The 16,458-nt window shown below is 67.2% G+C and carries 13 protein-coding genes, 1 other RNA gene and 2 pseudogenes; 2 read left to right on the top strand and 14 right to left on the bottom strand.

The genetic code is table 11. The features are described from left to right. Positions 1-512: 512 nt before the first annotated feature. The 8 genes and pseudogenes from pcaC to BGI51_RS10225 form a co-directional block, all read right to left on the bottom strand. Positions 513-908, bottom strand: coding sequence for a 4-carboxymuconolactone decarboxylase (gene pcaC, locus BGI51_RS10260; RefSeq protein ID WP_093257243.1), 396 nt, complete (start codon positions 906-908; stop codon positions 513-515). 11 nt (positions 909-919) lie between these two features. Further along, positions 920-1,706 (bottom strand): annotated as a pseudogene (pcaD, locus tag BGI51_RS10255) (3-oxoadipate enol-lactonase). 16 nt (positions 1,707-1,722) lie between these two features. Next, positions 1,723-3,080 (bottom strand): annotated as a pseudogene (locus tag BGI51_RS10250) (3-carboxy-cis,cis-muconate cycloisomerase). Between the two features lie 23 nt (positions 3,081-3,103). Continuing rightward, positions 3,104-3,179, bottom strand: a non-coding RNA gene (locus tag BGI51_RS10245) — sX9 sRNA. A 61-nt stretch (positions 3,180-3,240) separates the two neighbouring features. Further along, on the bottom strand, positions 3,241-4,533 hold the full coding sequence (locus BGI51_RS10240) for an MFS family transporter (RefSeq protein WP_187981043.1): 1,293 nt from the start codon (positions 4,531-4,533) through the stop codon (positions 3,241-3,243). Positions 4,534-4,788: 255 nt separating this feature from the next. Then, positions 4,789-6,003: a 3-oxoadipyl-CoA thiolase gene (gene pcaF, locus BGI51_RS10235; protein ID WP_187981042.1), complete on the bottom strand. Its 1,215-nt coding sequence runs from the start codon at positions 6,001-6,003 to the stop codon at positions 4,789-4,791. Continuing rightward, positions 6,000-6,785, bottom strand: coding sequence for a CoA-transferase subunit beta (locus tag BGI51_RS10230; RefSeq protein WP_187981041.1), 786 nt, complete (start codon positions 6,783-6,785; stop codon positions 6,000-6,002). Before BGI51_RS10230 ends, pcaF begins: the two co-directional genes overlap by 4 nt. 3 nt (positions 6,786-6,788) lie before the next feature. Further along, the gene (locus tag BGI51_RS10225; protein WP_187981040.1) at positions 6,789-7,637 is read right to left on the bottom strand and encodes a CoA transferase subunit A; all 849 of its coding nucleotides are present in this window, start codon (positions 7,635-7,637) and stop codon (positions 6,789-6,791) included. Positions 7,638-7,843: 206 nt separating this feature from the next. Between BGI51_RS10225 and BGI51_RS10220 the strand changes: the two genes are divergently transcribed. Further along, complete coding sequence (locus BGI51_RS10220) at positions 7,844-8,065, top strand: VF530 family DNA-binding protein (protein ID WP_187981039.1); 222 nt, start codon at positions 7,844-7,846, stop codon at positions 8,063-8,065. A 24-nt stretch (positions 8,066-8,089) separates the two neighbouring features. Here BGI51_RS10220 and BGI51_RS10215 read toward each other — a convergent pair whose 3' ends face one another. The 3 genes from BGI51_RS10215 to BGI51_RS10205 form a co-directional block, all read right to left on the bottom strand. Then, complete coding sequence (locus tag BGI51_RS10215) at positions 8,090-8,944, bottom strand: SPFH domain-containing protein (protein WP_187981038.1); 855 nt, start codon at positions 8,942-8,944, stop codon at positions 8,090-8,092. 27 nt (positions 8,945-8,971) lie between these two features. Then, the gene (locus BGI51_RS10210; RefSeq protein WP_158891696.1) at positions 8,972-9,415 is read right to left on the bottom strand and encodes an NfeD family protein; all 444 of its coding nucleotides are present in this window, start codon (positions 9,413-9,415) and stop codon (positions 8,972-8,974) included. A gap of 511 nt (positions 9,416-9,926) precedes the next feature. Beyond that, on the bottom strand, positions 9,927-10,874 hold the full coding sequence (locus BGI51_RS10205) for a class I SAM-dependent methyltransferase (protein ID WP_187981037.1): 948 nt from the start codon (positions 10,872-10,874) through the stop codon (positions 9,927-9,929). A 233-nt stretch (positions 10,875-11,107) separates the two neighbouring features. Between BGI51_RS10205 and BGI51_RS10200 the strand changes: the two genes are divergently transcribed. Further along, the gene (locus BGI51_RS10200) at positions 11,108-13,234 is read left to right on the top strand and encodes a TonB-dependent siderophore receptor (RefSeq protein ID WP_187981036.1); all 2,127 of its coding nucleotides are present in this window, start codon (positions 11,108-11,110) and stop codon (positions 13,232-13,234) included. A gap of 156 nt (positions 13,235-13,390) precedes the next feature. On the opposite strand, the gene BGI51_RS10195 is transcribed toward BGI51_RS10200, so the two are convergent. The 3 genes from BGI51_RS10195 to BGI51_RS10185 are packed head-to-tail and all read right to left on the bottom strand — an operon-like array spanning position 13,391 to position 16,358. Beyond that, complete coding sequence (locus tag BGI51_RS10195; protein WP_187981035.1) at positions 13,391-14,188, bottom strand: ABC transporter ATP-binding protein; 798 nt, start codon at positions 14,186-14,188, stop codon at positions 13,391-13,393. Next, positions 14,185-15,243, bottom strand: a complete 1,059-nt coding sequence (locus tag BGI51_RS10190; protein WP_187981034.1) for a FecCD family ABC transporter permease — start codon at positions 15,241-15,243, stop codon at positions 14,185-14,187. Before BGI51_RS10190 ends, BGI51_RS10195 begins: the two co-directional genes overlap by 4 nt. Next, complete coding sequence (locus tag BGI51_RS10185) at positions 15,240-16,358, bottom strand: ABC transporter substrate-binding protein (protein ID WP_187981033.1); 1,119 nt, start codon at positions 16,356-16,358, stop codon at positions 15,240-15,242. Before BGI51_RS10185 ends, BGI51_RS10190 begins: the two co-directional genes overlap by 4 nt. Positions 16,359-16,458: the final 100 nt, after the last annotated feature.

Genomic DNA, 16,458 nt, shown 5'->3' with positions numbered 1-16,458 from the left:
ACGGCGAAGCCTTGTCCACTAAGCATGGCCATGCGTATCAGTGGAAAACGCTACGCGGTTTTCCACGCTACAAACCTTTAAACACCCAAGCCTCAGGCTGTCGCCCCGCCCCGTCAGTGAGGCCGAGTGTAGGTGTCGCGGAGGGGGATGCGAGGCAGGACGCCGAGCAAGGCGCGAGGGGCAGGAAGCCCCTTCGTGCCGTGCCCCTGGAGCGGCACCGGAGCGAGGGGACCCGGAGCGCAGCGCAGGGCCGAAACGTGGGGCAAGCGTTTTTGGTTACTTTTGCCGCGATTGGCAAAAGTGACTCGCCCGAGGGGGCGAAACAAGGACCTCCTCTAGACTTCGATAAGCAGCTAGGGCACCAGCAGGCAAAGCCAGGTATCGAGGGCTAACCCCGTGATGTTGGGCTTCGCTAACGCTCAACCCAACCTACGCCATACGCCTCATTCAAAACCAATAACGCCCACCAAATCCAAACCGGCGGGCTTCATCCAAGGGGCCCAAGGGAAAACTCACCCCTCCAACGACTCCACCCCCAACTCATCCCACACCGCCTCCGCCAGGTGGAAGGTGGCGTTGGCCGCCGGGATGCCGCAGTAGATGGCGCTCTGCATGATCAGCTCCTTGAGCTCCTCTCGTGTCACCCCGTTGCTGCGGGCGGCACGCAGGTGCAGGCGGAGTTCGCCTTCGCGATTCATGCCGATCAGCATGGCGATGGTGATCAGGCTGCGGGTGTGCCGCGGCAGGCCCGGGCGGGTCCAGATGTCGCCCCAGGCGTGGCGAGTGATCATCTCCTGGAATTCTTCGTTGAAGGGGGTCAGCTTTTCCAGGCTGCGATCGACGTGGGCGTCGCCCAGCACCGCGCGGCGGACCTGCATGCCGGCTTCATAACGTTCTCTTTCGTCCAAGATCGACTCCTTCAGGCGCTCAGAAAGGCCAGCACGCGCTGGGTAAAGGCAGCGCCCATCTGCACGTTGGACAGGTGGGCGGCGGGAAACTCGACGTACTCGGCGCCCGGGATGCGCTCCTGCAGGAAGCGGCCGTCGGCCGGGGTGGTCACGGCGTCGTGGCTGCCGGCGACGATCAGCGTCGGCGCACGGATGGCATCCAACACCTCGCGGAAGTCGGCATCGCGCACCGCCGCGCAGTTGGCCGCATAACCCTGGGGCGAGGTGCCGGCGAGCATGGCGACGATGCGGTCGACCCGGTCCGGCTCGGCGCTGGCGAAATCAGGGGTGAACCAGCGACCGATGGAGGCGTCGCGCAGGTCGCGCATGGCCTGCTCGCCGCCGGCTTCGACGGTCTGGATGCGGGTATTCCACACCTCGGGGGTGCCGATCTTGGCGGCGGTGTTGCACAGCACCAGACGGGTGACCCGCTCGGGGCGTTGATGCCCAGCCACTGGCCGATGGAGCCGCCCATGGACAGGCCGCAGAAGGCGAATTGGTCGATACCTAGGGCGTCGGCCAGGGCCAGGACGTCGCGACCGTTCCCGTCCATGCGATAGGGGCCGGGCGTCACCAGGGAGGCGCCATGGCCGCGGGTGTCGTAGCGCAGCAGGCGAAAGCGCTCGCTGAAGGCGGCGGCCTGGTCGTCCCACATGGCCAGGTTGGTGCCCAGGGAGTTGGACAGGATCAGCACGGGGGCGCCCGCGGGCCCTCCAGTTGGTAATTCAGGTCGCCATCGGCGAGACGTACGCTGGGCATCAGGCAGTCCTCTGGTCTAGGAATGGGCAAGCAAAGTGCGGTGTTCGGCCAGGGCGCGAGCCACCCAGGCCCGGGCCTGGCCCTGGTAATGGGCGGGGTCCAGCAGTCGATCCAGCTCGGCACTGGAAAGCTCGGCGGTGACCTCGGGGTATCGCCGAGGACCTGGCGCAGGTGGCGCCCCTCCTGGACGGCGCGCTTGCAGCTCTGCTCCACCAGGTGGTGGGCGGCCTCGCGCCCCAGCCGTCCGGCCAGGGCGATGCTGACCGCCTCGGCCAGCACCAGGCCGTGGGTCAGTTGCAGGTTGGCCTGCATGCGCGCGGCGTCGACCTCCAGCCCGGCGACGATGGCCTGAGCCTGCTGCAGGGCGCCGGAGACCAGGCAGAACAGCTCCGGCAGGGTCTCCCACTCGGCGTGCCAGAGCCCCAGGCTGCGCTCGTGCTCCTGGGGCATGGCGGAAAACAGGGTGCTGACCATACCCGGCGCGCGGGTGGCGGCGGCGATCAGCACCGCGGCGCCCACCGGATTGCGCTTGTGCGGCATGGTGGAAGAGCCCCCCTTGCCCGGCGCCGAGGGCTCGAAGACCTCGGCGGCTTCGGTCTGCATCAGCAGCGACAGATCACGCCCCAGCTTGCCCAGGCTGCCGGCTACCAGGCCGAGCCAGGCGCCGACCTCGACCAGGCGATCGCGCTGGGTGTGCCAGGGTTGCTCCGGCAGGCTCAGCGCCAGCTCCCGGGCCAGGACCTCGGCCACCGGCAGGGCCTGATCGCCCAGGGCGGCCAGGCTGCCCGAGGCTCCGCCGAATTGCAGCACCAGCACCCGCGGCCGCAGTTCGGCCAGGCGCCGGCGATGCCGGGTGATGGCGCCCAGCACTCCGGCCAGCTTCATACCGAGGGTCACCGGCGTCGCGTGCTGCAGCCAGGTGCGGCCGGCCAGCACGGTACCGGCATGGCGCTCGGCCTGGATGGCCAGGGCCTCGGCCAGGTGCGCCAGGTCGGCGTCCAGCAGGTCCAGCGCCTGGCGGATCTGCAGCACCAGGCCGCTGTCCATGGCGTCCTGGCTGGTGGCGCCGCGATGCACATGGCGTTCGGCCTCGGGGTCCTGGGCGGCGATCTGCCGGCCCAGGGCCTTGACCAGCGGAATGGCGGAGTTGCCGGCGCTGACCACGGCCCGGGCCAGCTCGGCCGCGTCATACCGCTCGGCGTGGCAGGCGGCGGCGATGGGCGCCACCGCCGTCTGCGGAATCACCCCCACCGCTGCCTCGGCGCGCGCCAGGGCCGCTTCGAAGTCCAGCATGCCCTGCAGTCGGCCGTGGTCACAAAACACCGCGCGCATGGCGGCGCTGGTGAAGTAGGCGTCGAATAGCAGGTTGGACATGGGGATTCCTCAAGTGGCGGAGCGGCCAACAAAGCGTAGCGAGCGGTTGTCAGGCGGGTGCGCGCGGCGCGCAGGAACCGGAATGTACAAGTGGTACATGAGGATTCCGAGCACTGCACGCGCCCGCCTGGCGGACGCGCAGTAGTTTTGTTGGTTGCTCCTAGTGGTCGTGATGCAGGTAGGTGGCCTGCCGCGGCAATCTCAGGCTGACCAGGAAGGCCACCGCCAGCATCACCGAGACATAGATGTAGAAGACTTCTTCATGCCCCTGGGTCTTGAAGCTCAGGGCGACGAATTCCGCCGAACCGCCAAAGATGGCATTGGCCACCGCATAGGACAGGCCCACGCCCAGGGCACGCACCTCCGGCGGGAACATCTCCGCCTTCACCAGACCGCTGATGGAGGTGTAGAGGCTGATGATGGCCATGGCCAGGCAGATCAGCAGGAAGGCCACGAAGGGACTCTGGACGCTGGCCAGCGCTGTGAGGATCGGCCAAGTGCAGACCGTGCCCAGGCCGCCGAACAGCAGCATGGAGGCGCGCCGGCCGATGCGGTCGGAGAGCATACCGAACAGCGGCTGCATGAGCATGAACACCAGCAGGGCACAGGTCATCACGGCGCTGGCGGTCTTGGCGTCCATGCCGCTGGTGTTGACCAGGTACTTCTGCATGTAGGTGGTGAAGGTATAGAAGATCAGCGAGCCGCCGGCGGTATAGCCGAGCACGGTGAAGAAGGCTGCCTTGTGGTGCTTGAACAGGCCGCTGAGGGTACCGGCCTCCTTGTTGGCGCGGGTCTCGGCGGTGGTGGTCTCTTCCAGCGAGCGACGCAGGAACAGCGAGACCACGGCCGCAGCGGCGCCGACCAGGAAAGGAATCCGCCAGCCCCAGGCACGCAGGTCGGCATCGCTCAGGACCTGCTGCAGGATCACCACCACCAGCACCGCCAGCAGCTGGCCGCCGATCAGGGTGACGTACTGGAAGGAGGCGAAGAAGCCGCGCTGGCCACGCAGGGCCACCTCGCTCATGTAGGTGGCGGTGGTGCCGTATTCACCACCCACCGAGATGCCTTGCAGCAGGCGCGCGAGCAGCAGCAGGGCCGGCGCCGCGACGCCGATGCTGGCATAGGTGGGCAGGCAGGCGATGGCCAGGGAGCCGGCGCCCATCATCAGGATGGAAATGACCATGGAGGTGCGCCGGCCGTACTTGTCGGCGACGCGCCCGAAGATCCAGCCGCCCAGGGGCCGCATCAGGAAGCCCGCGGCAAAGACGCCGGCGGTGCTCAGCAGCTGCACGGTGGGATCGCTCTTCGGGAAGAAGGCGGCGGCAAAGTAGATGGAGCAGAAGGCGTAGACGTAGAAGTCGAACCATTCCACCAGGTTGCCAGACGAGGCGCCGACGATGGCGAAGATGCGCTTCTTGCGCTCCTCGAAGCTGTAATGCAGGTGAGTGCTCATGGAGATCCTTAATTATAGGTATGGATGGACGGGGGACAGCCTACCGCCATCGGACCAGGAGAGACACACGCGGTTACAGGGAAGTGTGGGCGTAGAAGAAGTGAAACCGGGGCGATTTTCCGGCCTAGCCGCTCTGCAGTGAGAGGCTTATCGCGGCCATGGGCCGCTCCTACAAGTACATCGAGCTCTTGTAGAAGCGGCCGCATCGGCGGACCGCCATGGCCGCGATTGCCTAAGCGCCCAAGCGCCAAAGCCTCAGATCCCGTCCACCCGCTCCACCGCCAGCGCCAGCCCCTGGCCGACGCCCACGCACATGGTGGCGAGCCCCAGGCGGCCGCCGGTCTTTTCCAAGTGGTGCACCGCAGTGAGCACCAGGCGGTTGCCGCTCATGCCCAGGGGATGACCCAGGGCGATGGCGCCGCCATTGGGATTGACCTTGGGGCTGTCGTCGGCCACGCCCAGCTCGCGCAGGACGGCGATGCCCTGGGCGGCGAAGGCCTCGTTGAGCTCGATGACGTCGAAGGCCTCGATGGACAGGTCCAGTTGCTGCAGCAGCTTGCGCACTGCCGGGGTCGGACCGACGCCCATGATGCGCGGCGCCACCCCGCCGCTGGCCATGCCCAGTACCCGGGCGCGGGGCGTGAGGCCGTGCTTCTGCACCGCTTCCGCCGAGGCCAGGATGATCGCCGAGGCGCCGTCGTTGAGACCCGAGGCGTTGCCCGCGGTCACGGTCCGGTCCGGGCCGTTGACCGGCTTGAGCTTGGCCAGGCCTTCTGCGGTGGTGTCCGGACGCGGATGCTCGTCCTGCGCCACCACCAGGTCGCCCTTCTTGCCCTTGATCGTCACCGGGACGATTTCCTCGGCGTAGTAGCCGGATTCCTGGGCCGCCGCGGCGCGCTGCTGGCTGCGCAGGCCGAAGGCGTCCTGGTCGGCGCGGCTGACGCCATAGTCGGCGGCGACGTTGTCGCCGGTGACCGGCATGCTGTCGACGCCGTAGGTCTCCTTCATCGCCGGATTGACGAAGCGCCAGCCCAGGGTGGTGTCTTCCAGCTTCTGGCCGCGACCGAAGGCGCTGTCGGCCTTGCCCATCACATAGGGTGCGCGGGTCATGGATTCCACCCCGGCAGCGATCACCAGCTCCATCTCGCCGAGGGCGATGGCGCGATAGGCCTGGCCCACCGCCTCCATGCCCGAAGCGCAGAGGCGATTGAGGGTCACGCCCGGCACCGTTTCCGGTAGTCCCGACAGCAGCACTGCCATGCGCGCCACGTTGCGGTTGTCTTCCCCGGCCTGGTTGGCGCAGCCCATGAACACCTCGTCCACCGCCGTCCAGTCCACCTGGGGATTGCGCTCCTGCAGCGCCTTGAGCGGAATGGCCGCCAGGTCATCGGCGCGCACCGCGGAAAGTCCGCCGTTGAGCCGGCCGATGGGGGTCCGAATGGCGTCGCAGATATAGACGGGGCGACTCATTCCTCAGCTCCTTTCTGGCCGCCGTGGGCGGCATTGGTCCGGGCCTGCAGATCACGCAGGGCCGCGAGTTCGGTTGCTGTCGGCGCCGCGCTGGTGGCGACCTGGTCGGCGAAGCGGATGGCCCAGCCGGTGGCGGCCACCACCTGTTCGCGGTTCACTCCGGGATGCAGGGCGGTCACCACGAATTCGTGGGTGCCGGCTTCCGGCTCCATGATGCAGAGATCGGTGATGATGGCGGTCGGCCCCTTGCCCGGCAGACCCAGCTGCTGGCGATGATCGCCACCCTCGCCGAAGCCCACCGAGGTGATGAAGGCCAGCTTGTCGACAAAGCTGCGGTGCGACTGCTTGAGGATGATCAGCACCTCCTTGGCCGAGCCGGCGATCTCCGGCGCGCCGCCGGCGCCCGGCAGGCGAACCTTGGGCTGGTGGTAGTCGCCGATCACCGTGGTGTTGATGTTGCCGAAGCGGTCGACCTGGGCCGCACCCAGAAAGCCCACGTCGATGCGTCCGCCCTGCAGCCAGTAGCGGAAGATCTCGCCGGTGGGCACCACGGTGTCGGCGGTCTCGGCCAGTTCGCCGTCGCCGATGGACAGCGGCAGCACCGAGGGCTTGGCACCGATGGGGCCGGATTCGTAGATCAGCACCACGTCCGGCGCATGGGTCAGGCGTGCCAGGTTGGCGGCGGTGGACGGCAGGCCGATGCCGACGAAGCAGACGCTGCCATTGCCGAGGCGGCGTGCGGCGGCCACGGTCATCATTTCATTGGTGGTGAAGTCGCTCATGATTCAGGCCTCCGCAGCCAGCTTCGCCTGGAAGGCGGCGAAGTCCGCGGTACCGCGGATGTAGGTGTCGATCCACTGGGTAAAGGTGTCGCGGTCGCGAGCGATCGGGTCCCAGGCCTGGTAGAAACGATTGTCCCGCTCGTAGTAGCCGTGGGCATAGGACGGATGCGCCCCGCCCGGCACCACGCAGACCGCGCTGAGCGCCCAGGTCGGCAGTACGCAGGCGTTCATTGGCGCCTGGAGGTCGTCGACGATCTCCTCCACGGTGACGATGCAGCGCTGGGCGGCCAGCGCCGCTTCCTTCTGCACGCCGAGGATGCCCTGGATCAGCACGTTGCCCTGGCGGTCGGCCTTCTGCGCATGGATGACGGTGACGTCGGGGCGCACGCTGGGCACCGCGGCGAGCTGCTCGCCGGTGAAGGGGCAGGCGATGAACCTGATGTCCGGATTGACCTTGGCCAGGTCCGAGCCCTGGTAGCCGCGCAGGACGGCGAAGGGCAGGTTGGAGGCGCCGGCGACATAGGCGTTGGCCAGGGCCGCGTGGCTGTGCTCGGAAATCTCCAGCTTGTGCGGCCAGCCCTTTTCCACCGCATCACGCAGGCGGTGCAGGGAGCCGACCCCGGGATTGCCGCCCCAGGAGAAGATCAGCCGCTTGGCACAGCCGGCACCGATCAGCAGGTCATAGACCAGGTCGGGGGTCATACGCACCAGGGTCATGTCGCGCCGGTTCTGGCGGATCAGCTCGTGAGCGGCGGCGGTCGGAATGAGATGGGTGAAGCCTTCGAGGGCGACGGTCTCGCCATCGTGGACGAAGCGCTGGATGGCTTCGCTCAGGGACAGGATCTGGGCCATGGATTGTCGACTCGCGTCTTTGTTGTCGGCGCCGCCCGGTGCGGCGGTCTGGAGCCAGACTACAAAGCCCTACCCACGCAAACAATCCGATAATCGACTAACAGTTCGATTATCGAACAGCATTGTTTGTGGACTGTCGACCGCTTCGACGCGCGGCGCGCTGTTGCAGCGGCTACACTGCCCTCCCTTCATCCAGAGCCCAGCCGATGTCCGACAAGCCCCGCACCTCCCTCGAAGGCATCACCCTCGAAGCCCTGCTCACCCGCCTGGTGGAGCATCATGGCTGGGAAGAACTCGGCCGACGCATCCCGCTGCGCTGCTTCACCCATGAGCCCAGTATCAAATCCAGCCTGACCTTCCTGCGCCGCACGCCCTGGGCGCGGGAAAAGGTCGAGCAGCTCTATCGGCGCCTGCCGAAGCAGGGCTAGGGCAGGCCCGCGACAATTGCCGGACTAGGACTTGGTCCCCAGCAGGCCACGCAGCGTCTGCTGGATATCGGCCGGCAGGACCACCGTCTTCGCGTTCTCGCTGGTGGCCAGCTTTTCCATGGCATTGATATAACGCTCGCCCAGCAGATAGAGCACCGGCGTCGGTTCGCTGCCCACGGCTTCGGAGATCTTGCTCAGGGCGGCGGCGGAGGCCTGCGCCAGGGTCACCTGGGCCACGCCGTCGCGCTTGGCGGCTTCGAGACGGGCATCGGCCTCCAGGATGGCGGCCTGCTTGGCGCCTTCGGCCCGGGTCACCACCGCCTTGCGCTCCCGCTCGGCGGCCGCCTGCATTTCCATCGCCGCCTGCATCGACGGGGTCGGCTTGAGTTCCTGCACCTCCACCGCCTTGACGGTGATGCCCCAGTCCACGGTCTGCTCGGCCATGCTGACCCTCAGCCGCGCCTTGATCTCGTCCCGCGAGGACAGCGCCTGGTCCAGTTCCATCTCGCCGATGATGGCGCGCAGCGAGGTCATCGCCAGGCTGGTGATGGCCTGGGCATAGTCTTCCACGCCATAGGCCGCCTTGGCCGGATCGACGATCTTGGCGAAGCACAGGGCATTGGCCAGGATCACCGCATTGTCGCGGGTGATGACCTCCTGTTGCTGCACATCGAGGATCAGGTCCTTGGTACTGAGGCGGTAGCTGACCTGGTCCATGTAGGGGATGAGGAAATTCAGCCCGGGCTTGAGGGTGGTGCGGTACTTGCCGAGGCGCTCGACGATCCACTCCTGCCCCTGGGGCACCAGGCGCACGCCCTTGGCGACGGTGACGACGATGAAGACCAGCAACAGCAGGGCGACGATAAGACTGACACTCATGGACGATGTCCCTATGGATGGAAGACGTCAGGATTGACGGGCGACCTTGACCAGGTTGCCTTCGAAGGCGAGCAGTCGAACCCGCTCGCCGGCCGCGATCTCGGCGTCGGCCAGGCAGGGCCATTCATCGCTGCCGAGGATGGGTTTCTGGAAGCGCACGCGGCCACGGGCGAAGGGGCCGACCGCCGCGACCAGCAGGCCGATCTCGCCCAGATGGACGTCGGCGCTCCAGTCTTCACCGGGCTTGCCACGGTCCTTGCCATAGCGAAACCAGAGAAACACCGCCACCAGCGAGGCCAGACTCCAGACCAGCAGTTGCACGGCCAGCGCCAGGGCCGGCAGTACCAGCAGCAGCACGCCGACCAGCAGGGCGCCCAGGCCGAACCAGATCAGGAAAAAGGCCGGCACCACCAATTCGCTCAGCATCAGGCCGACGCCCAGCACCAGCCAGTACCACCATTGCACGTCCATTGCCGCTCCTTCCAGGTAACGCCACAGCATGGCTGCTGCTGCGCTCATCCGCCACCAGGGCCTCCGAGTGGTACCGAGCGCCCGATGAAATGGCGCCCCGTCGCGCAGGTGGGGTTGAGCCGGCGCCACTGTCGAAGCCCAAAGAACTGAAGTTGAACCTGGGGACTGTTGGGCTTCGCTACGCTCAGCGCCAACCTGCGGGCGGATTCGTAGGTTGGGTTGAGACGGCTCCACCGTCGAAGCCCAACAAGGCGGGGTCGCGCCTGAGCACCGTTGGGCTTCGCTGTGCTCAGCGCCAACCTACGGGCAGGCTCCGTAGGTTGGGTTGAGACGGCCTCATCGTCGAAGCCCAACGGGCCGGGGTCGAGGCTGGGCACCGTTGGGCTTCGCGGCGCTCAGCGCCAACCTACGGGCGGATTCCGTAGGTTGGGTTGAGACGGCTTTATCGTTGAAGCCCAACAAGGCGGGGTCGCGCCTGGACACCGTTGGGCTTCGCGGCGCTCAACCCAACCTACGACGCCTGGTCCTGCTGGAACACCAGCACCTTGAGACCACCTTCGGCGTCTTCGTCGGCGAATTCCGGTGGATTGGCCAGGCGCTCGACGAAGGCCAGTCCGGGCGCCTCCTGGGCCATGCCGGCGATGAGGAAATCCGCGCCGACGCCGGGGTCGTTGACGCAGGCCAGCACCCGGCCACCGGGGGTGAGCAGTTCGGGCAGGTGGCGCAGGATGCGCGCGTAGTCCTTGGTCAGCGCGAAGCTGCCCTGCTGGAAGCTGGGCGGATCGACGATCACCAGGTCATAGGGCCCCAGCTTGCGCACCTTGCCCCAAGACTTGAACAGTTCGTGGCCGAGAAAGCTGACCTTGCCCAGGTCATGGCCATTGAGTCGGTGGTTCTCGCGACCGCGGGTCAGGGGCCCGCGGGCCATGTCCAGATTGACCACCTGGGCCGCGCCGCCGGCCAGGGCGGCCACCGAGAAGCCACAGGTGTAGGCGAACAGGTTGAGGATGCGCAGACCGGCGGCCTGCTCGCGCACCCAGCGGCGGCCCAGGCGCATGTCGAGGAACAGCCCCATGTTCTGGTGGCGGGTGAGGTCCAGGCCGAACTTCAGGCCGTCTTCATGGATGACGTGCTCGCCCACCGGCGCACCGATCAGCGCCTCGCTGGCCGCGTCCAGGCGATAGCGATGCTGCAGGAGCAGGCTGCGGGCGCCGCTGGCGCGCCACGCCGGGGTCTCGCCCAGGACGGTCAGAGTCGTGCGCAGGGCATCCAGCTCGGCGGCGGGCAATTCGCGAAACAGCCCTACCCGCACCACGCCTTCCAGCCAGTCCACGGTGAGTTGTTCCAGCCCCGGCAGCAGCCGGCCACGGCCGTGCACCAGCCGGCGCGCCTCGGCAGGTGGCGAATCGAGGGCGGCGAGCAGCAGCGCGGAGAGGTGGGCAAGGGTGGCGGTATTCATGGGCGGTCACGACGGCAAAGGAGCGGCATGCTACGGCAAAAGTGCCGGGCTCGCCTCCCGGCGCAGGCCCGCCAGATGTCTGCCGGCGATTGGCGACGACGGTATTTGGGCGCGCCGTCGCCAACGAACCGACCAGTCCGATGAAAATATGTCTCAGGCGGTAACGACTCGCAGTTGTATCCACTTTGTAAGCCGCTCTAGAATCCGCCTCCCCGAACCCCAGGACGATAACAATGCACCGGCTGGCCCCTGCTCTCTATCTGCTGCCCCTCTGTGCCCTCCCCCTCGCCGGTCATGCGCAGGAGCAGACGGAAGATTCGCCCCAGGCGCTGTCCGACCTCACCATCGTCGGCACGGCCGAATCACCCACCGGTCCGGTGCAGGGCTACAAGGCAGAGCGTTCCAGCAGTGCCACCCGTACCGACACCCCGCTGCACGAAACGCCCCAGTCGGTGAGCGTGGTCTCCCGCGAAGCCCTCGACGACCTCTCCGCCACCCGCCTGCAACAGGCGCTGGACCAGGCCGGTGGCGTCGGCCGCGGCAACAACTTCGGCGGCCAGGGCCTGACCAGCTACACGGTGCGCGGCTTCACCAGCTCCGAGTATTTCCGCAACGGCTTCCCCATGAATCGTGGCTATCCCAGCGCGCCGGATGCCGCCACCCTGGAGCGGGTCGAGGTCCTGCGCGGACCGGCCGCGACCCTCTATGGCCGCAGCGATCCGGGCGGCACCTTCAACGTGGTCACCAAGCAGCCGCTGGGCGAGCGCAAGACCACCCTTGGCAGCCAGTTCACCGACCAGGGCCAGAAACGCGGCACCCTGGACACCACCGGCCCGGTGGACGAGGACGGCCGCCTGGCCTATCGCCTCAACCTGATCGCCGAGGGCGGCGACACCTTCCGCGACGACGTGCACACCGAGCGCTACGAAGTCGCCCCGGTGCTGAGCTGGCAGGCCACCGACGCCACCCTCATCACGTTCGAGGCGGACATCATCCGCAGCAACGCCCCGCTGGATCGCGGTCGCACCAACTACCTGACCCAGCGCGCCGAGGCCAGTCGCTCCACCAATGCCTGGGAAAAGGGCACCACCAACCTGCTGCACAGCGACAGCGAGGCCTATCAGCTGCGCTTCGAGCACCAGTTGAACGACGCCTGGACCCTGGCCGGCGGCTTCCAGTACCTGGACGGCAGCCTCAAGGGCAATGCCGTGGAAGCCAACGGCGTGCAGGCCGACGGCGTGACCCTCGGCCGCAACTTCAACTACCGCAAGCTGGAGTGGAGCGATCGCGACCTGCAGCTGAACGTGACCGGTCGCTTCGACACCTTCGGCCTCGGCCACACCCTGATCACCGGGATCGAGGTGGAAGACTACGACTATCAGTCGATCATCCAGCGCTCGCCAGGCAGTGTCAGCGCCTATCCGGTCAACCTGGTCGATCCGGTTCTCGGCCAGCCGCGTCCGGCCCTGACCCGTACGCCCACCCACGACCACGAGACCCTCAAGACCTGGGCGGCCTTCGTGCAGGACCAGATCGCCCTTACCGAGCGTTTCAAGGTGCTGGGTGGCGTGCGCCTGGAACGCTTCGAGCATGACTACGACAACTTCGTCGCCGGTGGTCAGAGCTGGTCCAACGCCGACAACGCCGTCACCCCGCGCCTGGGCGTCAGCTACGACCTCACCCCGGAACTGGCCCTCTATGCCAGCGCCTCCAAGTCATTCAAGCCCAACACCGGCGCGGCGCGCCTGGGCGGCGGCTTCGATCCCGAGGAAGGCAAGGCCTACGAGGTGGGCATGAAGTGGGCGGCGCTGGACGGTCGTCTCAGCGTCGACACGGCGATCTTCCATACGGTCAAGGAAAACGTCCTGACCCTGGACCCGGTCGATCCGAATTTCAACGTCGCCGCCGGCGAGGTGCGCAGCCGCGGCTTCGAAGTCAACGTGACCGGCGACCTGACGCCCAACTGGCGCATCCTCGGCGGCTACGCCTTCACCGATGCCGAGGTCACCAAGGACAACACCCTGGCCCGCGGCACGCGCCTGACCAACATCCCGCGCAATGCCGTCAACCTGCTCAACGTCTACGAATTCCACGACGGTGCACTGCGCGGCCTGGGCCTGGGTGCCAACCTCAAGTACGTGGGTGAGCGCGAAGGCCAGAAGACCATCGCCAGCGACTACACGATGGACAGCTACACGGTCACCGACCTCTTGAGCTTCTACAAGGTCGACGAGCACCTGCGGCTGAACCTGGACGTGCGCAACGTCTTCAACAAGGGCTACGACGAGAGTTCCTGGAACGCCTACAGCTATCCGGGCGAGCCGCGGACGGTACAGGCCGGTTTCACCTACACTTTCTAAGAGCCTGCTCATAATCTGCTGCGCGTCGGCCAAACCGCGTTGAGAAGGCCTTCGGAATGCTCATTTACGCTATGTAAACTCCGCTTCCTCAGGCCTTCTCGCCTTGTTTGGCTCTAGCTCGCGAGATTATGAACAGGCTCTACGACCCATTGAAAATCAGGCCTCGCTGAAGGCCTGACCGGTCAGCGGCTGCACCACCGGGCGGCCCTGGCGGTCGTGGAGGATGTCCACCGCCACGCCGTAGGTGGCTTCCAGCAGGTCGGCGGTGACGATGGCGGCGGGTCGGCCGGCGGCCAGCAGGCCACCGTTGACCAGCACCAGCAGCGAATCGGCGTACTGGCAGGCCAGGTTGAGATCGTGCAGCACCACCACGGTCACCTGATTGTGCAATCGGGTCTCGTGGCGTACCCGATCGAGCAGGTTGATCTGGTGCCGCAGATCCAGGGCGCTGACCGGTTCATCCAGCAGCATCACCTCGGGTTCGCGCATCAGCACCTGGGCAAAGAACACCAGCTGCCGCTGACCGCCACTCAGGGCACCCAGCTGACGCGAGGCCAGATGGCCGATGCCCACCTCGTCGAGCTTGCCCAGCGCCCGCTCCAGCAGCTCATCGTCCAGGTGCAGGGTCAGCCGTTCCAGGCTGCCCATGGCCACCGTCTCCAGCACCGACAGCGCCGCCTCGGCATGGGAATCCTGGGGCATATAGGCCACGCCCTGGCGCCAGCCCTCGCGCTGAGCGCGGAGCGAAGCCCCCGCCACCAGCCGCCTTTCCCCGCGTTCGATATGACCCGCCGCCAGCGGCAGGTCACCGGCCAGGGCGCGCAGCAGGGTGGTCTTGCCGGTGCCATTGGGGCCGAGGATCACATGCACCTGCCCTGCGTGCAGCTCGGTGCAGAGTCCGGAGATCACGGTGCGGTCGCCGCGCTTCAGCGCGAGGTCATGGAGACGGATCATGGGCTGGACCTGCGCGGGGCGAAGATGAGCCATAGCAGGAAGGGCACTCCCACGATGGCGGTGACGATGCCCACCGGAAACAGCGCCCCGGGCAGGATCGACTTGGACAGCACCGAGGCAGAGGACAGCATCAGGGCGCCGCAGATGGCCGACAGCGGCAGCAGGAAGCGCTGATCCTCGCCCACCTGCCAACGGGCGATATGGGGCGCGACCAGGCCGACGAAGCCGATCACCCCGACGAAACTGGTGGCCGTGGCGGTCATCACCGCCACCAGGATCAGCACCTTGAGGCGCAGGCGGCGGATGTCCACGCCGAGGCTCTCGGCCCGCGCCTCGCCCAGGCGCAGCGCGGCCAGTTTCCAGGCATCGCGCAAGAGCAGGAGGCAGCACAGCAGGGTCACCCCGGCGACGATGGCCAGGGTGGTCCAGGTGGCGCGGCCGAGGCTGCCGAACAGCCAGAAGAGGATCTGCTGGGAGAGCTCCGGCGAGGAGAGGAACTGCACCAGCGACAGCAGCGACTGGAAGAGGAACAGCAGGGCGATGCCGCCGAGGATGATGGTGTCGCTGCCGGTGCGCTTGAGCGAGGCCAGGGCGAAGAGAAACAGCGCCGCCAGCATGGCGAAGGCGAAGGCCCCCAGCGGCACCCCGATCAGCGCGCCCAGGCCGAAGCTGCCCAGTGCCAGGCTGAGAGCGGCGCCACAGCCGGCGGCGGCGGCCATGCCCAGGGTGTAGGGGCTGGCCATGGGGTTGTTGAGCAGCGTCTGCATCTGCGCCCCGCCCGCACCGAGGGCGGCGCCCACCGCCAGGGCCATCAGCGCCACCGGCAGGCGCAGGTCGCGGACGATGGCGTCGGTCATCGGCTGCCGCTCGCCAAGCCCGGTCAGCGACTTGAGCACCTCCAGCGGCGAGAGCAGCGACGGCCCGGTGGCGATGTCCAGCACCAGAGCCGCCAGGGTCAACAGCAGAAACACCGCGCAGGCGCGCCAGCGGCGACGCTCGCGGGCGCGCTGCTCGGCGATGGCGTTGCCGTGGCTGGCGCTCGCGGCCTCGCTCATGGCGTCAGGCCTATGGCGAAGGTGCCCTGCGGCTGGATCGGCATGTAGCGGCGATAGTAGTCGCGGTAGTTGGCCATGGGATCCACGTCCTGGAACAGATCCGGATAGAGCTGCTTGGCGATGAACTGCAGCATGGCGAAGTCCTCCAGGCTGCGCGAGGCGCCCTGGTAGACGCCATACAGACGCCCGTCGCGGATCGCCGGCAGATTGGCCCAGCCCGGTCGCTGCATGAAGGCGCGCAGGTGGCTGCGGGCGTCGTCGGCGCTGACGCCAGGGCCCATGGGCAAGGCGGTGGGATTGCTGTTGTCCTCGCGCCCGGAGATGAAGATGACCTCCGGCTGGGCCATAAGCACTTGTTCCGGATTCATCACCCCCCACCACTGGATGAAGGGCGCGGCGATGTTGTCGCCACCGGCCAGGGTGACCATGGCGCCCCACATGTTGCGACCATAGGTGAAGGAGTACTCGGCCGGCCCCTTGTTGCCGAACTCGGCATAGACCCGCGGCTTCGGACGATGAGCGGCCGCGATGCGGGTCTGGATGTCCTCCACCACCTTGGCATAGAAGTCGGCCAGCTCGGCGGCGCGCGCCTCCTGGCCGGTGATGACGCCGAGCAGGCGGGTGGAGGCCAGGTGGCGCTCCAGGGTCTGGGCGTTGTAGTCGATCGCCACCACCGGGATGCCGAGTTGTTCGAGGCGCTTGACCTCGCTATCCAGCGCCTGGAATTGCCAGGCGGCCAGCACCACCAGATCAGGCTTGAGGGCAAGGACCTTTTCCACCGAGAAGCTGTTGTTTTCCGTCTCCCCCACATCGGGAAGGCTGGCCAGGGAGGGTCGGTGGGCGACATTGAGCGCCCAGTTGGCCGGCACCTTGCGTTCCCAGGCGCCGCGGGAGACACCGACCACGGCATCGAAGGCCTGCTCGCCACCGACCGCCAGGTAGTCGCCATAGTGGAAGCCCAGCACCACCCGCTTGGCCGGTGCCTCGATCGTCACCGTGCGCCCGAGAACGTCAGTGACCTGGCGGGTCTCGGCAAAGGCCGGAGCAATCAGAAAGCAAGCGATAAGCGTTACCAGCCGGACAGCCCACTGCCCGCTGCGCGCGAAACCTTTCATGGAACCCCTTGGACGTCTGCACCCGCTCTAGACGGGTGACTGCGGAGCATGCAAAGGGTGCAACTTTACGCGGTGGCAGCGCCTGCGCCTAGCGCCTGCC

It is taken from the genome of Pseudomonas oryzihabitans, assembly GCF_014522265.1.
GTDB classification, from domain to species: Bacteria; Pseudomonadota; Gammaproteobacteria; order Pseudomonadales; family Pseudomonadaceae; genus Chryseomonas; species Chryseomonas aestiva.
Note: the sequence above shows the minus strand (reverse complement) of the source record. Positions and strands in the feature narration are given on the sequence as shown.

What these genes read in the sequence shown, in the direction of transcription:
- BGI51_RS10240 (WP_187981043.1), bottom strand. Translation starts at nt 4,533, where the DNA reads ATGAGCACTCACCTGCATTACAGCTTCGAGGAGCGCAAGAAGCGCATC.
- BGI51_RS10225 (WP_187981040.1), bottom strand. Translation starts at nt 7,637, where the DNA reads ATGGCCCAGATCCTGTCCCTGAGCGAAGCCATCCAGCGCTTCGTCCAC.
- BGI51_RS10190 (WP_187981034.1), bottom strand. Translation starts at nt 15,243, where the DNA reads ATGAGCGAGGCCGCGAGCGCCAGCCACGGCAACGCCATCGCCGAGCAG.
- BGI51_RS10205 (WP_187981037.1), bottom strand. Translation starts at nt 10,874, where the DNA reads ATGAATACCGCCACCCTTGCCCACCTCTCCGCGCTGCTGCTCGCCGCC.
- BGI51_RS10230 (WP_187981041.1), bottom strand. Translation starts at nt 6,785, where the DNA reads ATGAGCGACTTCACCACCAATGAAATGATGACCGTGGCCGCCGCACGC.
- BGI51_RS10215 (WP_187981038.1), bottom strand. Translation starts at nt 8,944, where the DNA reads ATGAGTGTCAGTCTTATCGTCGCCCTGCTGTTGCTGGTCTTCATCGTC.
- pcaF (WP_187981042.1), bottom strand. Translation starts at nt 6,003, where the DNA reads ATGAGTCGCCCCGTCTATATCTGCGACGCCATTCGGACCCCCATCGGC.
- BGI51_RS10220 (WP_187981039.1), top strand. Translation starts at nt 7,844, where the DNA reads ATGTCCGACAAGCCCCGCACCTCCCTCGAAGGCATCACCCTCGAAGCC.
- BGI51_RS10200 (WP_187981036.1), top strand. Translation starts at nt 11,108, where the DNA reads ATGCACCGGCTGGCCCCTGCTCTCTATCTGCTGCCCCTCTGTGCCCTC.
- BGI51_RS10185 (WP_187981033.1), bottom strand. Translation starts at nt 16,358, where the DNA reads ATGAAAGGTTTCGCGCGCAGCGGGCAGTGGGCTGTCCGGCTGGTAACG.
- BGI51_RS10210 (WP_158891696.1), bottom strand. Translation starts at nt 9,415, where the DNA reads ATGGACGTGCAATGGTGGTACTGGCTGGTGCTGGGCGTCGGCCTGATG.
- BGI51_RS10195 (WP_187981035.1), bottom strand. Translation starts at nt 14,188, where the DNA reads ATGATCCGTCTCCATGACCTCGCGCTGAAGCGCGGCGACCGCACCGTG.